The sequence below is a fragment of the Cryobacterium sp. MP_M3 genome, assembly GCF_015752155.1.
Taxonomy (GTDB): Bacteria; Actinomycetota; Actinomycetes; order Actinomycetales; family Microbacteriaceae; genus Cryobacterium.
On the sequence record NZ_JADOVI010000004.1, the window covers coordinates 153310 to 173392 of the forward strand.

At 69.3% G+C, this 20083-nt stretch carries 19 protein-coding genes; 6 read left to right on the top strand and 13 right to left on the bottom strand.

The window, feature by feature from the left end:
• Positions 1-110 precede the first annotated feature (110 nt).
• On the bottom strand, positions 111-929 hold the full coding sequence (locus tag IWX89_RS06805) for a PP2C family serine/threonine-protein phosphatase (protein ID WP_196902793.1): 819 nt from the start codon (positions 927-929) through the stop codon (positions 111-113).
• A 40-nt stretch (positions 930-969) separates the two neighbouring features.
• Complete coding sequence (locus IWX89_RS06810) at positions 970-2025, bottom strand: FHA domain-containing protein (RefSeq protein ID WP_196902794.1); 1056 nt, start codon at positions 2023-2025, stop codon at positions 970-972.
• 200 nt (positions 2026-2225) lie between these two features.
• Here IWX89_RS06810 and IWX89_RS06815 point away from each other — a divergent pair, with 200 nt between their 5' ends.
• Both IWX89_RS06815 and IWX89_RS06820 read left to right on the top strand, forming a co-directional pair.
• On the top strand, positions 2226-2708 hold the full coding sequence (locus IWX89_RS06815; protein WP_196902795.1) for an Lrp/AsnC family transcriptional regulator: 483 nt from the start codon (positions 2226-2228) through the stop codon (positions 2706-2708).
• Positions 2709-2714: 6 nt separating this feature from the next.
• On the top strand, positions 2715-4163 hold the full coding sequence (locus IWX89_RS06820; RefSeq protein WP_196902796.1) for an aspartate aminotransferase family protein: 1449 nt from the start codon (positions 2715-2717) through the stop codon (positions 4161-4163).
• Positions 4164-4189: 26 nt separating this feature from the next.
• On the opposite strand, the gene IWX89_RS06825 is transcribed toward IWX89_RS06820, so the two are convergent.
• Positions 4190-5413, bottom strand: coding sequence for a DUF4192 domain-containing protein (locus tag IWX89_RS06825; RefSeq protein WP_196902797.1), 1224 nt, complete (start codon positions 5411-5413; stop codon positions 4190-4192).
• A gap of 187 nt (positions 5414-5600) precedes the next feature.
• On the opposite strand from IWX89_RS06825, the gene IWX89_RS06830 reads away from it, so the two are divergent.
• The gene (locus IWX89_RS06830) at positions 5601-6782 is read left to right on the top strand and encodes a MarP family serine protease (protein WP_196902798.1); all 1182 of its coding nucleotides are present in this window, start codon (positions 5601-5603) and stop codon (positions 6780-6782) included.
• Here the strand turns inward: IWX89_RS06830 and IWX89_RS06835 are convergent.
• Positions 6779-7258, bottom strand: coding sequence for an NUDIX domain-containing protein (locus tag IWX89_RS06835; RefSeq protein ID WP_196902799.1), 480 nt, complete (start codon positions 7256-7258; stop codon positions 6779-6781). The genes IWX89_RS06830 and IWX89_RS06835 overlap by 4 nt on opposite strands.
• Positions 7259-7343: 85 nt before the next feature.
• Between IWX89_RS06835 and IWX89_RS06840 the strand changes: the two genes are divergently transcribed.
• On the top strand, positions 7344-8093 hold the full coding sequence (locus IWX89_RS06840) for an RNase H family protein (protein ID WP_196902800.1): 750 nt from the start codon (positions 7344-7346) through the stop codon (positions 8091-8093).
• Between the two features lie 2 nt (positions 8094-8095).
• On the opposite strand, the gene IWX89_RS06845 is transcribed toward IWX89_RS06840, so the two are convergent.
• On the bottom strand, positions 8096-9583 hold the full coding sequence (locus IWX89_RS06845; RefSeq protein WP_196902801.1) for a sugar porter family MFS transporter: 1488 nt from the start codon (positions 9581-9583) through the stop codon (positions 8096-8098).
• Positions 9584-9728: 145 nt separating this feature from the next.
• Here IWX89_RS06845 and IWX89_RS06850 point away from each other — a divergent pair, with 145 nt between their 5' ends.
• A complete protein-coding gene (locus IWX89_RS06850; protein ID WP_196902802.1) occupies positions 9729-10550 on the top strand; it encodes a DUF429 domain-containing protein in 822 nt (273 codons plus the stop codon).
• A gap of 31 nt (positions 10551-10581) precedes the next feature.
• Here IWX89_RS06850 and IWX89_RS06855 read toward each other — a convergent pair whose 3' ends face one another.
• The 7 genes from IWX89_RS06855 to IWX89_RS06885 all read right to left on the bottom strand — a co-directional run bounded on the left by IWX89_RS06855 (position 10582) and on the right by IWX89_RS06885 (position 16752).
• A complete protein-coding gene (locus IWX89_RS06855; RefSeq protein WP_196902803.1) occupies positions 10582-10872 on the bottom strand; it encodes a hypothetical protein in 291 nt (96 codons plus the stop codon).
• Between the two features lie 15 nt (positions 10873-10887).
• On the bottom strand, positions 10888-11841 hold the full coding sequence (locus tag IWX89_RS06860) for a Pvc16 family protein (protein ID WP_196902804.1): 954 nt from the start codon (positions 11839-11841) through the stop codon (positions 10888-10890).
• 79 nt (positions 11842-11920) lie between these two features.
• Positions 11921-12745 (bottom strand): amino acid ABC transporter ATP-binding protein, encoded by an 825-nt coding sequence (locus IWX89_RS06865; protein WP_374220496.1) that lies wholly within the window; start codon positions 12743-12745, stop codon positions 11921-11923.
• A gap of 23 nt (positions 12746-12768) precedes the next feature.
• The gene (locus IWX89_RS06870; RefSeq protein ID WP_196902805.1) at positions 12769-13752 is read right to left on the bottom strand and encodes an amino acid ABC transporter permease; all 984 of its coding nucleotides are present in this window, start codon (positions 13750-13752) and stop codon (positions 12769-12771) included.
• Positions 13753-13756: 4 nt separating this feature from the next.
• On the bottom strand, positions 13757-14686 hold the full coding sequence (locus IWX89_RS06875; protein ID WP_196902806.1) for an ABC transporter substrate-binding protein: 930 nt from the start codon (positions 14684-14686) through the stop codon (positions 13757-13759).
• An 81-nt stretch (positions 14687-14767) separates the two neighbouring features.
• Entirely contained in the window at positions 14768-15877 is a 1110-nt protein-coding gene (gene menC / locus IWX89_RS06880; RefSeq protein WP_196902807.1) for an o-succinylbenzoate synthase, read from the bottom strand.
• Positions 15874-16752: a hypothetical protein gene (locus IWX89_RS06885; RefSeq protein WP_196902808.1), complete on the bottom strand. Its 879-nt coding sequence runs from the start codon at positions 16750-16752 to the stop codon at positions 15874-15876. The genes menC and IWX89_RS06885 overlap by 4 nt, the downstream gene beginning before the upstream one ends.
• A 142-nt stretch (positions 16753-16894) precedes the next feature.
• Here IWX89_RS06885 and IWX89_RS19000 point away from each other — a divergent pair, with 142 nt between their 5' ends.
• Positions 16895-18499, top strand: coding sequence for a CdaR family transcriptional regulator (locus tag IWX89_RS19000; RefSeq protein ID WP_196902809.1), 1605 nt, complete (start codon positions 16895-16897; stop codon positions 18497-18499).
• Positions 18500-18558: 59 nt separating this feature from the next.
• Here the strand turns inward: IWX89_RS19000 and IWX89_RS06895 are convergent, their stop codons facing one another.
• Positions 18559-20022 (bottom strand): cryptochrome/photolyase family protein, encoded by a 1464-nt coding sequence (locus tag IWX89_RS06895; protein WP_196902810.1) that lies wholly within the window; start codon positions 20020-20022, stop codon positions 18559-18561.
• Positions 20023-20083: the final 61 nt, after the last annotated feature.

Consider the following 20083-nt stretch of genomic DNA (forward strand, 5'->3'; position numbering starts at 1 on the left):
TCCCCGTGTAACGGTGCGTGTCGAGCGTGCTGTGAACGCTCGTCGAACGGGTAAAACGATCGAGCGTCTGATAAGTCTAGGCAACGGTCGAGCCGCACAGCCGGAAGGAACTACCCCAACTCTGGGGGTACGGCTGAGGGTGAGAGCTCGCCGACATCGATCACGTCGAGCACGATCACAGTGACGTTGTCGCGTCCGCCGTTCTCGAGTGCGGCGTCGACGAGCGACTTCGCCGCGTCGGCGGCCCGCGGGTTCGACATCAGGAAATGCCGGATGCCGTAGGCCGTGAGTTCCTTGGTGAGGCCGTCTGAACAGACCAGCAGTCGCATCCCCGGCTGGATCGGGAGCACCCGGTAGTCGGGGACCGGCGGCTCGTGGAATCCGACGGCCCTGGTGATGATGTTGCCGTGGGGGTGCACATCCGCTTCGTCGCGAGTGATGCGCCCGGCGTCGACGAGTTCCTGCACCACGGAGTGGTCGGTGGTGACCTGTTCGAGAACACCGGAGGTCAGCTGGTACACGCGTGAATCACCGATGTTGAAGACGATCCACTGGGGCGCCCCGGAGACGACAGCGACGGCGGCGCCGGTCACCGTCGTGCCGGTCCCGAGGTCGGTGACGCCCTCGCCCGTTGCCATGTCGGAGACGGCCAGGCTGAGCGCCCCGTTGATCGCGTCGGGTTCGAGGTGGTCGCGCCCGGCGAATTCAGCCAGCCGGGTGACGACCGCGGCACTGGCGACGTCGCCGGCCGAGTGCCCGCCCATGCCGTCGGCGACGGCGAAGATCGGCGGCTCGGAGAGAAGGCTGTCCTCGTTGACCTCGCGGCGGTGCCCGGTGTCGGTCAGCGCCGCCCAGGCCAGGGTGATGGTCTTGTGCAGCGACGGAAGCTCGATCGTGACACCGGTTGAGCTCTGACCAATCTGGGTCACGATTGTGCCTTCCAAAATTGGCGCGTGGACACGGAGCCGGCTAATCGCCGCTCGTGGGGAGGATCTCGATGATATTACCGTCCCCGATGTCCAGTCTCGTACCGGGGAGCACGGCGAGGGACTGCCCGGAGGCCAGCCGTTGCGAGCGTCGCCGGGGAAGCGTGACCACGGTGCCGTTCGTGGAGCCGAGGTCTGTCACCACCACCGAGTCGCCCACCTGGCGGATGTCGAGGTGGGTTCCCGACACGGCGGAGGTCGGCGAAGCCATCTCGAGCAGCCGGGGCGGCGGCACTTCGGCGACCCGGGCCGGACGCGGGTGCCGACCCAGCCGGCAGGCCGTATCGAGCCGCAGCTCCGTTCCGTCGGGCAGGCGCAACCCATAGAGGGCGCGGTCGGCATCGCCCGGCCGGGCCCCCCCTGTCTCCTGTCCCGCCTGTCCCGCCGGGGCGGCGACGTCGGCCGGAACGGTACCCGTCCGACGTCCCCGGGAGCCCGGGGGCGGCAGGATCACCGTGGCCTCCTGCACCCTCGGCACGCGGAGCACCGTGTCCGCGTCGACGGCCGGCGGGCGCGGGGCGCGGATGATCGTGGCTTCCATACTCTGGGGTTGATCCACGAGCGACCAGAACAAGCGGCTCGCCGAGACGGTGCCGCCGAGGAAGGGGCGTCCGGAGTCGAGCAGCCCGGCTGGCATGACGGCGCGCCCCGGGCCGCCGATCACGAGGCCGGTCACGGACCGGAAATCGGCGAGCAGCCAGGGACGGATGTCTCCGGCTACGAAGCGCCGTGACCCACCCACCGAGAACACGTCGACCGCGATCTCGCCGCGCACGATCACCGACACCGGCACGCCGTCCGCATCGGTGGGATCCCGCTGCACGATCACCGCGAAGCTGGCGACCGCGCAGTCGCCGCGGAGCGGCAGCAGTGCGACCAGCGCCTCCGCCTCCACCGTCTGCTCGCCGGACAGCGCGTCCAGGGCAGCCACGACCGCGGTCGGCGTCGCCGCCGGGAGGGCGGCCAGGAATGCGCGCCCGACGACGAAGGACCACTCGGTATCTTCCCCCGGCGCCAACAGGTACCCAACGCGTGCCATAGAACCGGCCTTCCGCTCAGTGTCCGACCCGACTCAGTGTCCGGCACGATTCATTGTCCGGCACGGCTCATTGTCCGCACATCCCGCCGGCGACGACAAGGCGACGACTGACCCAGCCATAGCTCTGGATTCCGCAGTTTTGCACCCTTTTCGCTACGGAATCCCTTGCCGAATGGCAATCTCACTGGCATAATCGCTGGATGAGCGCAAATGGACGCGGTGCGGCAGCGAAGCCGGCCCAGCTGGACGAGGTGTCCAAAAAGATCATCGAACAGCTGCAGGTCGACGGTCGGCGCTCCTATGCCGAGATCGGCAAGGCTGTCGGCCTCAGCGAAGCTGCGGTGCGGCAGCGGGTGCAGAAGCTCACCGAGGCCGGCGTCATGCAGGTGGTCGCCGTGACCGACCCGATGCAGCTCGGCTTCTACCGCCAGGCCATGATCGGCATCCGCGCCAGCGGCGACACCCGGATCCTGGCCGACAAGCTCGCCGCCATCCCGGCCGTCGACTATGTCGTACTCACCGCCGGATCGTTCGACATCCTCGCCGAGGTGGTCTGCGAAAACGACGACGAGCTCATCGCCCTGCTCAACTCGCAGATCCGCAGCCTCGAGGGCGTCAACTCCACCGAGACCTTCGTCTATCTCAAACTCCACAAACAGCTCTACAACTGGGGAACACGGTAAAAAAATATGACTATCACTGCGCCTGACACCACCGAAACAACCTCCGCCGAGGCATCGCCTCCCGTCTTCACCGACGCCGAGAACGCGGCGATGCAGCAGAAGGCGAAGGACCACCTCTGGATGCATTTCTCCCGCCAGTCCGTGCTGGAGTCCGGCGCCGGGGTGCCGATCATCACCAAGGGCCTCGGCCATCACATCTGGGACTCGCACGGCAAGAAATACATCGACGGGCTCAGCGGCCTGTTCACCGTGAATGTGGGCCACGGGCGCAAGCGCCTGGCCGAGGTGGCGGCCAGGCAGGCCGAGGAACTGGCCTTCTTCCCGGTCTGGTCCTATGCGCACCCGAACGCGATCGAATTGGCCGACCGGCTGGCGTCCTACGCTCCCGGCGACCTCAACCGCGTCTTCTACTCCACCGGCGGCGGCGAAGCGGTCGAGACCGCCTTCAAGCTGGCCAAGTACTACTGGAAACTGCAGGGCCGGCCGACCAAGCACAAGGTGATCTCCCGCAACGTCGCCTACCACGGCACACCGCAGGGCGCCCTGGCGATCACCGGGATCCCGGCCATGAAGGAGATGTTCGAACCGGTCACGCCCGGCGGTTTCCGGGTTCCCAACACCAACTTCTACCGCGCGGACGAGATGGGCTCCGGCTTCGGCGACGACGTGGAGAAGTTCGGCCTCTGGGCCGCGAACCGGATCGAGGAGATGATCCAGTTCGAGGGCCCGGAGACGGTCGCCGCCGTGTTCCTGGAGCCCGTGCAGAACTCCGGTGGATGCTTTCCCCCGCCCCCCGGCTACTTCAAGCGGGTCCGTGAAATCTGCGACCAGTACGACGTGCTGCTCGTCGCGGACGAGGTCATCACCGCCTTCGGCCGGATCGGCAACATGTTCGCCTCGACCACCTTCGGGATCGAGCCGGACATGATCACCTGCGCGAAGGGCATGACGAGCGGCTACTCGCCGATCGGCGCGACCATCGTCAGCGACCGCATCTACGAGCCGTTCAAGCACGGCGACACCACGTTCTACCACGGCTACACTTTCGGCGGCCACCCGGTGTCGTCGGCTGTGGCACTGGCCAACCTCGACATCTTCGAGGAGGAGAAGCTCAACGAGAACGTGCGCGAGAACTCCCCCGTCTTCCGCGCCGAGCTCGAGAAGCTCCTCGACCTGCCGATCGTGGGCGATGTGCGCGGCGAGGGCTACTTCTTCGGCATCGAACTGGTCAAGGACAAGGAAACCAAGGAGACCTTCACCGACGCCGAGTCGGAGCGCCTGCTGCGCGGCTACCTGTCCAAGGCCCTGTTCGAGGCGGGTCTCTACTGCCGGGCCGACGACCGGGGCGACCCGGTGGTCCAGCTCGCTCCCCCGCTGACCATCGGACCGGCCGAGTTCCGGGAGATCGGCGAGATCCTGCACGGGGTGCTGTCGGAGGCGCCGAAATACCTCTAACCCGGCCCGGCAGTCAGGCCCTTGTTTCAGGCCCCGGCCGGACTCGTCGTCTCCGGTGGCCGTTCTTCATCGAACGGCACCGCGAACGCCCAGTCCGGCAGGTGCCCTGAGGACACGAGCGTGTCCAGCAGGTCCGCCATGCCGTAGCGAGGGTCGACGGCCAGCGCCCGGTCGACGAAGATGCCCGCCACCGAACCGCGGCCCATCGCCCAGGACAACCAGGCGAGCATGCAATACGGGGCAGGCCTGGCCCGGCGAGGGGCCAGGGCCACCACGGTCAGCAGCAACCGCACCGCCCGTTCGATGCGGTCGGGGTCCGGCCGCACGGTTGTCAGCCCGAGCATCAGGTCGCTCGTCTGTTTCGCGTCGGGTTCGTCGTCGCCGTTCCGCTCCCGCTCGGCCCGCACGATGTCATCCATGCTCTGCCCCGTGGCGCCCTGGATGGCCGCGTAGCGCAGGTTGAGCGCGTGGGTGAGTGCGCCGACCGTCTCGCCGAACGCGAACTGCAGCATCATCTGGTCCCGGCAGGCAGGCCCCTGCAGCAGGAAGAGCAGCGCCGCCACGTCATCGGGATCGAGGGCTCCGGGATCCCAGTCCAGGGCCGCCTCCGCTGTGGCCACGGGATCGAGGATGTCGCCGACCATCGCGAGCAACTCGGGAACGGTCTCCTCCTTCCCGCCGAGCTTCTGGTAGCGGGCCAGCCGACGGCCGACCCGCTCCCGCGCGGCGAGGTCGACACGGGGCAGGTCGGCCCGGCTGCGCAGGCTGGCCAGGTCACAGCGGGCCTCGGCGGGGATGGCCCGCTGCACCTCCGATCCGGCGATGTCCGCCAGCGGATGCCCGCCGGCCGGGCAGGACTGGTCACGGTACGACCCCCAGCCGTCGCTCGCGACGCAGAGAGCGTCGCGCACGAGGAAGCCGGAGAGCTCCGCCCGGGCACACACGGTTTCGGCGAACCGCTCCGCCGGCAACCCGGCCACCGACGCGAAGGACTCCTCCGTGTAGACCACCGGCACGACAGCGTCCACCCCGGGAATCCGGCACAGCGTGCCGACGAGGGTGGACGCGATTCTCCGCAGCACCGTGCGGGATGCCCCGGCCGCCGGCAAGTTGAAGCGCATGGCACCGCAGGTGCGGTTGCCCCGGAACGCCACGAGCACCATGCTCCGTTCCGGCTGGAATCCGACGAGTTGCGGCACGAGCGCGAGGAAGTCATACGCTTCCCTGGTCTTGACGATTGTCCTGTTCATGCGGCAACCCTCGCCTTTCGGGCGGCGCTGCGGGCACCTGCGCCGCAGTCGGTGGACAACCGGACCTTCCGGGTGCCTGTGGATGACTCCCGCGAATGAGGCGATGGCGCGGCGGCACCGTACTCTTGACGAAGAGATGCGGCCGATGCGGAAACGCCGGGCACCGACGAAAGCGCAGGGTCCACGAATGCCGGGTTCAACGATTGTTGACATCCTCCTGGTCCTGCTGCTGGTGAGCTATCTCGCCTCGGGCTTCCGCAGCGGCCTGATCGGCAGCCTCAGCAGTATCGCCGGGCTCATCGCCGGTGGCGTCGCCGCCTACTTCCTCGTTCCCCTGGTCGGCGCCTGGGTTCCCGCCGCCGAATGGCGCACGGCCGCCACCCTCGCGACTGCCGGGGTGCTCCTGATCGGCGGACTTTCGCTCGGCAGCTCGATCGGCCGGTCCCTTCGGCCGCACAGCGCCCGCACCAAGCTCCGCCTGGCAGACCGGATGCTCGGCGCCGGCGCCGCGGTCGTCGCATCCGCCCTCGTCGTGTCGATGCTCGCGTTCAGCATCGGCGGGCTGGGCGTGCCGCTGCTCTCCCCCGCCATCGCCTCCTCCGGCGTGATCAGGTCGATCGACTCGCTGACCCCCGACCCGCTGAAGTCGTTCCTCGCCCAGCTGCGCTCCGTCGTCGTCAGCGAAGGGCTCCCCCGGGTGGTCGAGGCCTTCAACGGGCCGATGCCGACCATCCCGCTCGTCTCCGCCGACACCGACGCACTCCTTGCGGCCCGCCAGTCCGTGATGAAGATCACCGGGACCGCGTACGCCTGCGGGCAGAACCAGTCGGGCAGCGGTTTCGTCATCGCCGAGGACCGCGTGCTCACCAACGCCCACGTGGTCGCCGGCGTGACCGAACCCGTCGTCGTCACGCCCGGTGGCAACGCCAGGCCGGGCCAGGTCGTCTATTTCGACCCGGTCGTCGACCTGGCCGTCATCGCCGTGAGCGGCCTCTCCGCCCCGGCTCTCGCCCTCGGTCCCAACCTCGCCCCGGGCAGCCGTGCCGTCAGCGACGGCTACCCCTACGGCGGCCCGTTCGATTCCGGGCCGGCGCAGGTCGTCGCCGTGGCCCCGGCGCTCGTCGCCGACATCTACGGCCAGGAACCGGCGCAGCGGCAGCTCTACACGCTCGCCGCGGACGTGCAGCACGGTGAATCCGGGGGGCCGCTCCTGAGCGAGGCCGGCCAGGTGGCCGGGGTCATCTTCGCCAAGTCCACCGTCACGAACAACCTCGGCTACGCGCTCGCGATGGAGGAAGTCGACCCGGTGGCCGCCCAGGCGGCGGCGCTTTCCGCTCCGGTCTCCTCCGGGGACTGCATCAAGGGCTAGCGTCCATTCCGGCGGCGGAAGACCGCCGGGCCCTGATGGGAGACCGCCAGCTGCAGCCGCTCGGCGTGAGTGCCCGGCAGCGCCGGGAGGGCGTCGAGGGGCCACCACGCCGCGGCCGTGTTCTCACCATCGGCGGGGTGCGGCTCCCCGCTCACCCACCGGCAGCGGAAGACGAGGTCGAGGTACTGCGCCTGGTCCCCGTTCGCGTAGCTGAGCGGCTCCCGGGTGAAGACGCCGACGAGGGCTTCGACCTCGGCGACGATGCCGGCCTCCTCGAGGATTTCGCGGGCGGCAGCATCCGCAGGCTCCTCACCGGGATCGATGACGCCCGCGACGGACGACCAGTGGCCCGTGTCGACGCGGCGCACGAGGAGCACCTCGGCATCCCGCACGACGACAGCGGTGACGCCGCTCAGCCACAACGGGGCGTGCCCGATGCTCTCGCGGAGGTCGAGGATGAAGTCGGGAGTGGCCATGAAAAGAGCCTAGCGGCGGGGTCGCGGTCGTCCCGGTGGCAAAATGGACAGGTCCCGGTTCGCGGGACCAGACGAAAGGCCAGCAATGACCATCATCGCCGCCGCTGACGGCTCCGCCCTCGGCAACCCCGGTCCGGCCGGATGGGCGTGGTACGTCAACGACTTCTGCTGGGCTGCCGGCGGGTGGGAGCACGCCACCAACAACCAGGGCGAGCTCAAGGCCGTGCTGGAGTTGTTCCGGGCGACCGCGCACCTCGACGACGACCTTCTGGTGCTCTGCGACAGCCAGTACGTGATCAACTCGGTGACGAAATGGATGCGCGGCTGGAAGGCGAAGGGCTGGCGCAAGGCCGACGGTAGGCCCGTGCTGAACCTCGAGCTGCTGCAGGAGATCGACGCCGCGCTGGTCGGACGCAAGTACCGGTTCGAATGGGTCAAGGGGCACGCGAATCATCCGCTGAACGAGGCCGCCGACAGCCGCGCCCGCGCCGTCTCCGAGGCGTTCCAGCGCAAGGTCCCGTTCAAGCCTGGCCCGGGGTGGGTGCGAACCGGAGACCTCGTGCCGGCCCCCGACGCCTCGACCGCCGTCGTTCGCAGCACGCCGCCTGGCCGCGGGGCGGCGGACAGGTCCGCCACCGCGCCGCCGGCCACCAGGCCCGCCGGCCGCCAGGCGCATCCCGAACTCTTCTCGTTCGATGCCACCGGCACCGAGGCGGCCGCCGCACCCGGCCGCACGATCTCGCTGACGCTCTCCGTCGACGAGCACGCGCGCCTCGCCGAGCGGGCCGGCCGGCTCGGGGTCAGTTCCGAGGAGCTGCTGCGCGGCCTGATCTAGGATCAGGCCCTGACGGGGACCTTCTCCGCGGCGAGCTTCTCCGCGGCGAGCCTCGCGGCGGCCTTCTTCGCCGCGTTCTTCGGCGGCAGCAGGGTGCTCGCCTCGTCGAGGGACATCCCGTTGGTCTCCGGGATCTTGGTCAGGACGAAGACGAAGGACAGGGCCGCGAACACCGCGTACATCCCGTAGGTCAACGGCAACGACAGTGCTGCCAGCGGTGGGAACGTGACGGCGACCAGGAAGTTGGCGACCCACTGCGCGGCGGCCGCGATTCCGAGGGCCTTCACGCGGATCGTGTTCGGGAAGATCTCCCCGAGAAGTACCCAGACCACCGGACCCCACGACGCACCGAAGAAGATGACGAACACGTTGGCCGCGACCAGGGCGATCGGACCCCAGGCGCCGGGCAGGCTGAGTTCACCGTTTACGGTCACCGCCTGGCTGAACGCGATGGCCATGGTGGCCAGCGACAGGGTCATCCCGATCGAACCGGTCATCAGGATCGGCCGCCGGCCGATCCGGTCGACGAGGGCGATGGCGACGAAGGTGACCAGGATGTTAGTGAGACCGGTGAACACGGAGATGGTCAGGGAACTGGACTCCTCGAAGCCCACCGCTTTCCACAACGTGGTCGAGTAGAAGAAGATCACGTTGATGCCGACGAACTGCTGGAAGACGGACAGGATGATCCCGACCCAGACGATCGGTCGGAGCCCCAGGGCCTTGCCCCGGAGCGAACCGGACCGGGCGGCGCGTTTGTCGACCGCTATCGACGCCTTGATGTCACGAATCTCACGGTCCACGTCACCGTTCGGCCAGAGCTTCGCGAAGACGGTGCGGGCCTCGTCCTCGCGTTCCTTGAGCACGAGGAAGCGCGGCGATTCCGGCAGGAGCCTGGCGATGACGAAGTACACGGCGGCGGGAAGGGCGCAGGCGAGGAACATCCAGCGCCAGGCGTCGAGCCCGAACAGGGACGGTTCGCTGGCGCCGCCGGCGGTATTGGCGAAGACCGCGTCGGAGAGCAGCGCCGAGAAGATGCCGATGGTGATGGCGAGTTGCTGGAGCGATCCCAGCCGCCCGCGCATCTGCCGGGGCGAGATCTCGGCGATGTACGCCGGAGCGACAACGGAGGCGAGTCCGATTCCGAGGCCGCCGACAATGCGCCAGAGCACAAGGTCGAAGACACCGAACGCGAAGGCTGATCCAACCGAGCTAATGAAGAACATGATCGAGCCGAGCAGCATGACGGGGATGCGACCGAACCGGTCGCCCACGCTCCCGCCGAGATAGGCACCGCCCGCGGCGCCGAGCAGCGCGCTCGCCACGGCCAGGCCCGTCAGGGTTGCGTTGAGCGAGTACTCATCCTGAATGGCATTGACGGCGCCATTGATGACCGACGCGTCGAACCCGAAGAGGAATCCTCCGAAGGCCCCGGCCACGGCGAGTGCGATGACCTTTCCGTTTGTCGACGGTTGTAGTTTTTGCTTCATCTCACGGGCCCTCAGTTCTGTTTGACAACCTTCCGAGGTTACGCCCGGCGGTCTCTGCCGAAAAAATCGGGCGAACTTTAGCCGATGGCCTGGTGCGGGCGGAACGCCCACTTCGGGTGACATGCGCGTGTGCTATCCATGACGCATGACGCGATTCCTCGGAGTTGATCTGGCCTGGGCCGAAGGCACGGCCTCCAAACCGGCCAACGAGACCGGCCTGGCCTGCATCGACGTAGACGGCCGGGTCCTCGACGCCGGCTGGGCCAGGGGCACCGCGGCCGTGCTCGAGTGGATCGACTCGATGTGGGAGCCGGGCGCGGTGCTCGCGATCGACGCTCCGCTGGTGGTCAACAATGCTTCCGGGATGCGATTGTGCGAGCGTGAGACCGGCAGTCGTTACGGCGGCTGGTTCGTCTCCGCGAACGCCTCCAACCTCGCCCGCCCGTGGCAGGGCGGCGTGTCGATCCGTCGCCGGCTCGAGGCATCCGGCTGGACCTACACCGACGGCCTGTCGCCCGTGGACCCGGCCACCGCCAGTTTCTTCGAGTGCTACCCGTACACGACCCTGGTCGGCGCCGAGGAGTTCGGGTACCACGACAAACGGCCGCGCTACAAGCGGATGGGGTCGTCCCTCCCTCCCGACCAGCGTCGCGCCGCCCGGGCGATCGTCTGCGACGACCTCATCCAGCGGCTCTGGCGGCTCCAGGCTGCGACGCCACCCTTGGACCTATCCTCCCACCCGGTGTCGGATGCCCTGATCACCAGCCACTCGCCGCTGCTCGACCGGGCCTACAAGCACCGGGAGGACCTGATCGACGCCCTGGTCAGCGCCTGGACCGCGTCGCTCTGGTGGCACCACGGCATCGAGCGCAGCCAGGTGCTCGGAGCGGACGACCAGGCCTCCGCCGACGGGCACCGGGCCACGATCATCGCACCGGCCAGGCCGGAGCAGCGCAGGCTGCGCTGAACCGCGGTGCGCCTGAACACCGCCGGGCGAGTCAGCGCACGGGGAGCCAGCGCCCTTTGACCCGCTCAGTCACCCGCCAGGACTGCGGATCGGCCACCCTGCCGGTGGCCACGAGCACGGCATGCCCGATCCGGAGCGCGTCGGACGGGCCGTCCGCGCTGAACCGCACGGTGGCCCGGGCCGCACCGGCCACGACGGCCAGGTCGGAGGCCTCCACCGTGGTCAGCACGGCGGCCGCGGCGGCGGCGGCGGGGAGCACGGCGTGCGGGGCGACTCCGGGCTTGACCGCGCCGATGGTCATTTCGATGCGGAACGAGGGCATGCTGCCAGCGTAGGCTCAACCGGCGTCGCCCGGGTCGCCTTGCCCCTCGGCCGGAAACCGCACCTCGACCCTGGTCCGGTCGGCGAGCTCGTCGCCGGCCGAGTCCCGGATCGCGATGATCACGACGCTGGGTGCCTGGCCGAGCCGGTCGAGCACCTGGCCGATCTCGACCTCGGAGTACGGGTCGGCGAGGTCAAGCACCTCCGGTCGCACGCCGAACAAGTCCTCGGCCTCGTCGATCAGCAGGACTGCCCCCCGGTGCTCGGCCTGCTCGAACAGCGCGGTGAGATTGCGCTCGGTTTCGTCCATGTCGCGGCTGACGATCGAGGCGAGGGGCACGGTCACGAGGGCCTTGCCCAGCTCCTGCGCCACGGATGCCGCTGCGGCCGACTTCGCCGCCGCATCCGTGCCGCTGAACACGGCGATCGCTCCTGCCCCGGCGAGTTGCACGACGTCGTGCACCGTGCCGACGACGGCGACCCGTTCGGCCGCGTCGAGGGTGAACGACGCCATCACCCCGAAGGACAACCGCAGCGGCGCCCCGGAGGCCTGCCAGAGTGCGGTGAGCACCTCGGTGGTCAGGGGCGACGGGGTGAGCCAGACCTGGAGGCTGTCCGCCGACCCGACCGGCACGGTGAGCACCGGGTGCCGCTCGACCGCGGCCCTGGCGGCGCCGAAGGCCCGGTGGCTCGCGGCATCCGTGTCTCCGTCGTCCGCGGGGAAGGCGCTGACCAGGTAGTGCAGCTCGGCGATGACCCGGCTCGGGCCGTGCTGGGCGCTGGCCTCGCGGTAGCTGATCAGGCTGTCGCTGTAGAGGAACAGGTTCACCGACGCCCCGGTCAGGCCGGTCCGGGCCTCGCCGGGCGCCCGGATGGTCGCTTGCAGCCCGACCGATGGAGAGGCCAGCAACTGCTGGAGCGCGATGGTGGTCGATGCGATCGCCTGGCCGTAATTTGTCAGTGACGACATGACGACTCCGTCCTCTGGCCGCGGTGAGCCCGCACCCAGTTGTCACGGTACTCCGGCGAGGGTTGGAGGTCGACCCTTTCTACATCACACTGTCCAGGAATGCCCGCGTGCGCGGGCTCTGCGGGTTGTCGAGCACCTCGGCCGGCGGCCCCGACTCGACGACGACCCCTCCGTCCATGAAGACCACAACGTCGGCGGCACCCCTGGCGAAGCCGATTTCGTGGGTCACGACGACCATGGTCATTCCGTCCGCCGCGAGGGTGCGCATCACGTCCAGCACGTCGCCGACGAGTTCGGGATCCAGGGCGCTGGTCGGCTCGTCGAAGAGGAGCAGCTGGGGATCCATCGCGAGCGCGCGGGCGATCGCGACACGCTGCTGCTGCCCACCGGACAGCTGGGCCGGATACGACTGGGCCAGACTGGCCAGGCCGACGCGGTCGAGAAGTTCGAGGCCGCGGTCCTTCGCCTTCTGCTTGGAGATCCGGCGCACCCCGATGGGTGCGGCCGTGATGTTCTCGAGGGCGGTCATGTGCGGGAACAGGTTGAAGCGCTGGAAGACCATGCCGATCCCTCGACGCTGCCTGGCAACCTCGCGTGGGTTCATCTCGAAGATGCGGTCCTTGCGCTGGGCGTAGCCGACGAGTTCACCGCCGACCGAGATCCGGCCGCCGTCGATGCGCTCGAGGTGGTTGATGCAGCGAAGGAACGTGGACTTTCCCGAACCGGACGGCCCGAGGAGGCACATGACCTGCCCCGGGTTCACGGCGAGCGAGATGCCCTTCAGCACCTCCACTCCGCCGTAGCTTTTGCGCACTTTGAGGGCGCTGAGCAGTGGTTCGACCGCGACCCCGAGGGCATCCGGGCCGGAGGCGAGACTCGCGGTTGTCGCTCGCGAGGTCGCCACTGACGTGCCTGGGCCTGGTCCGGTCATGAGGCGTCCTGACTGTCGGTGCGGTGGGTGTTGATCGGGGTGCGCCGGAGAGCAGCGCGGAGTCGTTGGAACGGGGTCGGCGGGAGGCTCCGGGCCTTGCCTCGGCCGTAGTAGCGCTCGAGGTAGTACTGCGGGATCGACAGCACGGAGGTCAGGAACAGGTACCAGCAGCTGACGACGAGGAGCAGTTCGACCTGGCGCAGGTTCTGGGAGGAGATCTGGGTGGCGACGGTGTAGAGCTCGAGCACGGCGATGACCGACAGCAGGGAGGTGTTCTTGAGCATCGAGATCGTCTCGTTGCCCATCGGCGGGATGATCACCCGCATCGCCTGGGGCAGGACCACCTTGAAGAGGGTGAAGACCGGGCTCATGCCCACCGAGTAGGCGGCCTCGTACTGGCCCTCATCGACCGAGAGCATGCCGGAGCGCACGATCTCGGCCGAGTATGCGGCCTGGTTGAGGGTGAGGGCGAGGAGCCCGGCGGTGAGAGCCGGGATCAACGTGTTCGTGTCGACGGAGAAGATCGTGAAATCGGTGAACGGGATGCCCATCGAGATCTGGGAGTAGAGCAGCCCGAGATAGCCCCAGAACACGATCTGGATCAGCAGGGGCGTGCCCCGGAAGGCCCAGACGTAGAGCCAGGCCAGGGTGTTCATCACCGGGTTGTTCGAGAGCCGCATCACGGCGAGCAGCACCCCGAGCACGGAGGACACCAGCATGGCGACGACCGTGAGCATGATGGTGAGCACGACGCCACTGAGGATCCGCGGGTTGAAGATGAACTCGGTGATCGTGGGGTGGTCGATGTTCTGGTTCTGCCAGAGCGAGATGCCGAGGCAGACGAATCCGATCAGGAGGAAGACGGCGAGGATCCAGCGCCACGGATGCCGGAGCGGCACGGCGACGATGTCGTCCGGGTCGATCTCGGGCGCCGGGCCGGCGGCGGCCCGGCCCGGCCCGGTCAGGGTTGCCTGCGTCATCCGGTCACGACCCGAGGTTGAGGCCGGCAGCGTCGACGGCGTAGTCGCTCATGTCGTACTTCTTCAGGATCTGGGCATAGGAGCCGTCAGCCACGACCGACTGCAGAGCGAGCAGCAGGGCCTGGCTCAGTCCTGAATCCTTCTTGAGCACGCCGATGCCGGTGTAGACCGGGTTGTAGCCGGCCGGGTTGGCCGGGTCGCGCACGACTTCGAACAGCTTCCCGCCGCCCGCGGTCTGGGACGCGTAGGAGGCGACGGCGGAATCGACGACGTCGGCGACGGCCTTTCCTGAGCGAACCGCCGTTTGCACGTCCGTCTCCAGCGGGAGTTCGGCGATCTTCGTCGGGCCGGAGCCGGCCGCCGTGCACTTGGCGTCGTAGCCGTGCAGGATCTCGGCCTGCACGGTCGCCTTCTGCACGGCGACGTCCTTGCCGCAGAGGTCGAGCACCGTGGCGATCTTGCCGGGGTTCCCCGCGGGCACGAGGATGGAGAACCCGGCGTGGAAGTAGTCGACGAAGTCGATCGTCTTCTGGCGCTCGGGGGTGTCGTTCATCCCGGACATGATCACGTCGTGCTTGCCGGACTGGAGCGAGGGGATGATGCTGTCGAAGGCCTGGGTCTGCAGTTCCATCGTCACGCCGAGCTTGGCGCCGATGGCCTGGGCGAGGTCGTAGTCGAACCCGGTGAGCACCTGGTTGTCGTCGAACATCTCCATCGGTGGGAACGGAATGTCGGAGGCGACCTTGATGGTGCCCGCATCCTTGTACTTCGCCGGCAGCGCCGCCGCCGCGGCGGCGTCGACGTCGGCGGTGGACGGCGCCTTCGCCGCCGGCGACGCGCTCGAGGCGGAGCACGCCGACAGCACGAGCGCCGCGGTGACCCCGATCGAGGCTGCCAGCAGAACGGACCGGCCGGTTCGTTTGTCAATGTTCATTCGTGCTCTCCTGACTGGGGTGGCGCGGGGTAGGGCGAAACTGATGCAGCGGAACAGAGGTGAGACGAACGTGACGACGTGCTAGAACCTGATGTCGGTCCTGGCCGTCGTGACGTCGGCGAGCACATCGGGCAGCACGTCGACGCCGATGCCCGGCCCGGTGGGCACCCGCAGGTGACCGTCCTCGAGTACGAACGGAGCTGTGAGGTCATGGGCGTAGTAGCGGTTGGAGGCGGAAGTGTCCCCCGGGAGCACGAAGTTCGGCAGGCCGGCCAGGGCGACGTTCGCGGCCCGCCCGATGCCGGTTTCGAGCATGCCGCCGCACCAGACGGGGACTCCGTGGGCCGCCGCGACGTCGTGGATGCGCCGGGCCTCGAGGTAGCCGCCGACCCGGGCGGGCTTGACGTTGATGATGCTGCACGCGCCGAGCGTGATCGCTGCCGCCGCGTCGCGGGCGGACTCGATCGATTCGTCGAGGCAGATCGGGGTCTTGATCAGCCTGGCGAGGGCGGCGTGGCCGAGGATGTCGTCCTCCTTCAGCGGCTGTTCCATCAGGAGCAGGTCGAACGGGTCGAGGCGGGCGAGGTGGCGGGCATCCGCGAGGCTGTAGGCGGTGTTGGCGTCGACCTGCAACAGGATCTCGTCGCCGAAGCGCTCCCGCACGGCGCGAACGGGCACCAGGTCCCAGCCCGGTTCGATCTTCAGCTTGATCCGCAGGTATCCCTCGGCGAGGTATCCGGCGACCGCGTCGAGCAGTTCGTCCAGCGAATCCATGATGCCCACCGAGACGCCGGCCGGCACGGTGTCGTGCACGGCGCCGAGGTACCGTCCGAAGGAGACCCCGGTCTCCTTGAGCTGGGCGTCGAGAATGGCCGTCTCGAGCACGGCCTTGGACATCGGGTGCCCCTTGACCGGGGCGAGGGCGGTGGCCACGTGTTCGGCGGTCAGCGCGTCGCCGAGCGCCTGCAGCCGCGGCACGAGGTGGTCACGGATGACCAGGTCGGCTCCGTCGAGGAACTCGGAGCTGTAGAGGGGGTCAGGTTCGGCGGCGCATTCCGCCCAGCCCTCCGCGTCGGCGGTGCTGACCCGCACGAGGGTGGTCTCGCGTTCCGTCGAGGTGCCGAACGAGGTGCGGAACGGACTGACCAGCGGGAGGGTGACGCGCCGCAGTTCGATGTTTTCGATTCTCATTGCTGTCCTTTGGTTGCGAGCCGGTACCAGCCGGATCGGGTGACCCCGCGGGCGGCGAGCCCGGAGGCGAATGCCGTGGTGAAGAGTGGGCGGGTCGCGGTGCGCCAGGCGGCGGCCTCGCCGGGGTCCCTGACCCGCAGCGCGACGATGTCGGTCGGCACGCGGCACCAGGTCGACCCGGCAGCCTCGACCGCGCTGGGGTGGCCGTCCGGGCCGGTGGCGCGCACCTGGTCCGGGGTGAAGGCCGGCAGTTCCGTGGCGATGGTGACACCCTCGCTGCAGGCGATCGCCTCCGGGCTCGTCAGGCGCCAGATCGCCGCGAGCCGGTCGCTCTCGTCGTTCGCGTTGATCTCGTCCGCCATCGGGCCGTAGAAATCCTCGAGGTATTCCTCCGCGTGCGCGCCCAGTTTCGTGAGGTTGAACCGGGCGTTCCGGCTCACCAGCGGGTCGAAGGTCCAGGTCATCGAGTCGATTCCCCGGGCGAGCGCCCAGGCCCGCTGGTGCTGTTTGAGTGCGAACCCGACGCCGGCGTCGCCCAGGCCCGGCAGGACCCCCGCGATGAGCGAGTACATCCCGGCGTTGCCCGGTGACACGATCGCCACGGCGGCGCCGCAGAGGACCCCTTCGCCGGTGTAGGCCGCCGTGACGTTGCAGCCGGCGTGGCTGATGCTCCGGAGCAGGTCGGTCGGGATCGGGGCGCCGTGCTGCGAGGTGCCCCAGACCGTGACCAGCAGTGCCTCGACCTCGCGGAGACGCTCCAGTTCCGACTCGTCGCCCACCCGCACGCCGGCGAGCGCCGCGGCACGGGCCGCCGCGTCCTGCGCCTGGCGGACGACGGGGCTGACTTCGAGGCTGACTTCGAGGCTGTGCAACATCGTTCCAGTGTGGCCACCCGGAACGCCTGTGTCGTCGTCGCGCAGCATGAATGTAGTGGCTTTTCATTGTCGTAGCGCACAATCGACGACTACGGTGATCGATATGCGACCATCACGGACACCCCACGCCCCTACTGCGGCCGTGGCCGACGCACGGGATTCCCGGGCGGGCGGCATCGGCGTGTCCGAGCTGCTGGCGGTGCTCGACGGGTCGGGACTGCGGCTGGCCTCACGGCCGAGCTCGCTCCGGTTGCCGCTGACCAGCCCGACCCTGTTCGATCCGTTGAGCGTCTCGCCCGGCCCTCATGCCGGCATCCTGCTGGGTATCGGGGTGCACCCGACCGACGCCGACTCGCCCCGGATCGTGCGCGACGCCGCCCGCCGGGGATTCGGCGCGGTCATCGTGAAGTCGCTCGGCCTGGCCGTCGACACCCTCGCCGCGGTGGCGGACGCCGAGGGCGTGGCCCTGCTGGTGGTGGACGACGAACTCGACTGGCGCCAGGTGGACGCCCTGGTCGCCTCCGCTCTGACCAGTGCGAGCGAGGCCGACAGTTCCCTCTCGGCGACTCCGGTGGGCGACCTGTTCGCCCTGGCGAACGCGATTGCCGCGATGATCGGCGGCGCGACCGCGATCGAAGACCTGCAGACGCACATCCTGGCCTACTCGACCGTGCCGGGGCAGGTCATCGACGCCGATCGGCGCGAGGGAATCCTCGGCCGCCGGGTGCCGGACCTGCCGGAGAACGCGGCCCAGTACGCGTCGGTGTTCCGCGCGCCGGGCGCCGTGCGGGTGCCGGGGCTCACGCCGGGCCTCGACCGCCTCGCCGTGGCCGTTCGCGCCGGCGCGCAACCGCTCGGGTCGATCTGGGTCGTCGACGCGGCCGGGGACCTGGACGTGGATGCCGAGCGCGCGCTGGAACGCGCCGCCGACATGGCAGGCCTGCACCTTCTCCGGGCCCGGAGCACGGCCGACCTGGCCCGCCAGCAGCGCGCCGAGCTGCTGCGCCGCCTGCTCGAGGGCGGCGACGACTCGCGTCTCCTGGCCACCCAGCTGGGCCTCGACCCGGCCGGACCGTTCGTGGTGCTCGCCTTCCAGCCCGAGCTCGCGCCGGCCGGCGACGAGATCCGCCTGCTGCGGCTGATCGACCTGATCGCCATCCAGTGCGAGGCACACCAGCCGGGCTCGGAGTGCGTCGTCATCGGCACCACGATCTACGCGCTGTTCGGCGGGCAGGCCGGGTCCGCACCGGCCGGGGTCGAAGCGGTGGCGGAGCGTGTGGTGGCACGGTCCGGGTCCGCGTTCGGGATCACGGTGCGCGCCGCGATCGGATCGTCAATGCCCACCCTCGGCGGCATCGCCCGGTCGCGCCACGACGCCGACCTGGTGCTCCTCCTGGTCGGCGGCCGGCCAGGCGGCGGTCGGGTGGCGAGCGCGCGGGACGCGCGCAGCCAGCTGACCCTGCTGGAGCTGGCCCAGGTCTTCCGGGACACGCCCCGGCTGGTCTCCCCCGTGGCCAGGCGCATCCTCGAATCGGATGCCGGCACCGGCACCGAGTACGCGCGCACGCTGCGCACCTACCTCGACTGTTCCCGGGACTCCGCCGTGACGGCCGGTCTGCTCTCGGTGCACCAGAACACGCTCCGCTACCGGCTGCGCCGCGCCCGCGAGTTGTTCGGTGTCGACCTCGGCGACCCCGACGGCACGCTCACCCTGTGGCTCAGCCTCCGGGTGGCAGAGTTCGACTGAACTGCGGCGTCGACCGGCATCGCGCCGGACCGATCGCCGCAGCCGGCGACGCGCGCAGGTCACCACTCCGTGCGAGTGCGCTCCTGTTCGACGACCGCGTCCCGATCGACGAGACGGCGCAGGCCGGCGAGCGGCTGTGCCATTCTCTGGTTGCCCCGGATGCGCGGCTCCACCCTGTGGAGGAACGCCCAGTACCCCGCGGTGAACGGGCAGGCATCCTCGCCGAGCCGTTTCTTGGGATCGAAGGTGCAGGATCCGCAGTAGTCGCTCATCTTCGAGATGTAGGCACCACCTGAGGCATAGGGCTTGGTGGCGACGATCCCGCCGTCGGCGTGCTGGGACATCCCCACCACGTTGGCGGGCATCACCCAGGGGGTGCCGTCGACGAACGCGTTCGTGAACCAGTCGGTCAATTCGTCCGGCCGGTAGCCGCGCTGCAGCGCCCAATTGCCGAGAACCATCAGGCGCTGGATGTGGTGTGCGTAGCCGGTCCGGCCGACCTCGTCGAGCACGTGGCTCAGACACCGTGCCCGCACGGTCCGGCCGTCGAGCTCGAGGAATTCCCTGGGCAGGGGCGTCTCTGCCCCGAGGTGGTTGCTGCGCCGCACGTAGTCTTCACCGAGGTGCCAGTACAGGTGCCAGACCCAGTCCCGCCAGCCCATGACCTGCCGGACCACGGCCTCCACGCTTTGCAGCGGGGCTCCCCCGGCCTCGTAGGCGGCGACCACGGCGTCGATCACCTCGCGGGGATGCAGCAGCCCGAGATTGAGCGGGACGCTGAGGCGCGAGTGGGCCATCGCGTCGTCACCGAGCAGCGACGCGTCCTCAAACGGGCCGAAATCACCCAGCCGTGTGTCCACGAAGTCGGCCAGCGCCGCCAGGGCTTCGGCTCGGGTGGCCGCGAACCGGCGCGGGCCGTCCTGCCCGATCAGACGGATGCGTCCCTCCGCCTGCAGCCGGTCGAGATCGGCACGAACCTGCTGGTCGATGTCATCCTCGACCGGCCGGTACGGATCAGGCAGGCCCAGGCCCGACGCACCCTTGGGCGGAGGGCGGCGGTTGTCGTGATCGAAGTTGAAGCGGCCGCCCTCCGGGTCGGGACCACGCATGAGCACCCCGGTGCTGGTGCGCACATGGCGATAGAACTGGTCCATGACCAATCGGGACGGGGTCCGGCCCTGGGCCCAGGCCGCGAAGTCCGCTTCACTCGTGACGAAGCCGCGACTGGGCAGCACTCGCGCGCCGAGTTCGCGCACGAGTGCCCGAGCACCCCACGAGGTCGGATCCACGGCTTCGAGGTCGCGCCCGGCCAGCACGTCGCGATAGTGCTCGGCATGGAGGTATTCCACCCGGTCACCGAGCTCCCTGGCCCGGTGACGGTGGGCGCTGAGGATCAGGTGCGCCTTGGCCCGGTGGTAGGGGCGCCGGCCGAGCACGCCGACCGCTTCCACCATCAGCAGCGGACCGCCATCGTCGAAGTGGGGGCCGAGCTGGTCGGCAAACAGGATACGCGACAGCGGCATGGTGCCGATCCTAGGGCGGCCGGGCCCGCAGCTGCCACCGCGGCGAGGGTTCCGGGCCGCG

Excerpts from the sequence above, each read along its gene's own strand:
- IWX89_RS06810 (WP_196902794.1), bottom strand. The coding sequence starts at position 2,025 with ATGGCACGCGTTGGGTACCTGTTGGCGCCGGGGGAAGATACCGAGTGG.
- IWX89_RS06830 (WP_196902798.1), top strand. The coding sequence starts at position 5,601 with ATGCCGGGTTCAACGATTGTTGACATCCTCCTGGTCCTGCTGCTGGTG.
- IWX89_RS06895 (WP_196902810.1), bottom strand. The coding sequence starts at position 20,022 with ATGCCGCTGTCGCGTATCCTGTTTGCCGACCAGCTCGGCCCCCACTTC.
- IWX89_RS06855 (WP_196902803.1), bottom strand. The coding sequence starts at position 10,872 with ATGCCCTCGTTCCGCATCGAAATGACCATCGGCGCGGTCAAGCCCGGA.
- IWX89_RS06845 (WP_196902801.1), bottom strand. The coding sequence starts at position 9,583 with ATGAAGCAAAAACTACAACCGTCGACAAACGGAAAGGTCATCGCACTC.
- IWX89_RS06835 (WP_196902799.1), bottom strand. The coding sequence starts at position 7,258 with ATGGCCACTCCCGACTTCATCCTCGACCTCCGCGAGAGCATCGGGCAC.
- IWX89_RS06875 (WP_196902806.1), bottom strand. The coding sequence starts at position 14,686 with ATGAACATTGACAAACGAACCGGCCGGTCCGTTCTGCTGGCAGCCTCG.
- IWX89_RS06860 (WP_196902804.1), bottom strand. The coding sequence starts at position 11,841 with ATGTCGTCACTGACAAATTACGGCCAGGCGATCGCATCGACCACCATC.
- IWX89_RS06825 (WP_196902797.1), bottom strand. The coding sequence starts at position 5,413 with ATGAACAGGACAATCGTCAAGACCAGGGAAGCGTATGACTTCCTCGCG.
- IWX89_RS06870 (WP_196902805.1), bottom strand. The coding sequence starts at position 13,752 with ATGACGCAGGCAACCCTGACCGGGCCGGGCCGGGCCGCCGCCGGCCCG.
- IWX89_RS06885 (WP_196902808.1), bottom strand. The coding sequence starts at position 16,752 with ATGTTGCACAGCCTCGAAGTCAGCCTCGAAGTCAGCCCCGTCGTCCGC.
- IWX89_RS06815 (WP_196902795.1), top strand. The coding sequence starts at position 2,226 with ATGAGCGCAAATGGACGCGGTGCGGCAGCGAAGCCGGCCCAGCTGGAC.
- IWX89_RS06820 (WP_196902796.1), top strand. The coding sequence starts at position 2,715 with ATGACTATCACTGCGCCTGACACCACCGAAACAACCTCCGCCGAGGCA.
- IWX89_RS06850 (WP_196902802.1), top strand. The coding sequence starts at position 9,729 with ATGACGCGATTCCTCGGAGTTGATCTGGCCTGGGCCGAAGGCACGGCC.
- IWX89_RS06840 (WP_196902800.1), top strand. The coding sequence starts at position 7,344 with ATGACCATCATCGCCGCCGCTGACGGCTCCGCCCTCGGCAACCCCGGT.
- menC (WP_196902807.1), bottom strand. The coding sequence starts at position 15,877 with ATGAGAATCGAAAACATCGAACTGCGGCGCGTCACCCTCCCGCTGGTC.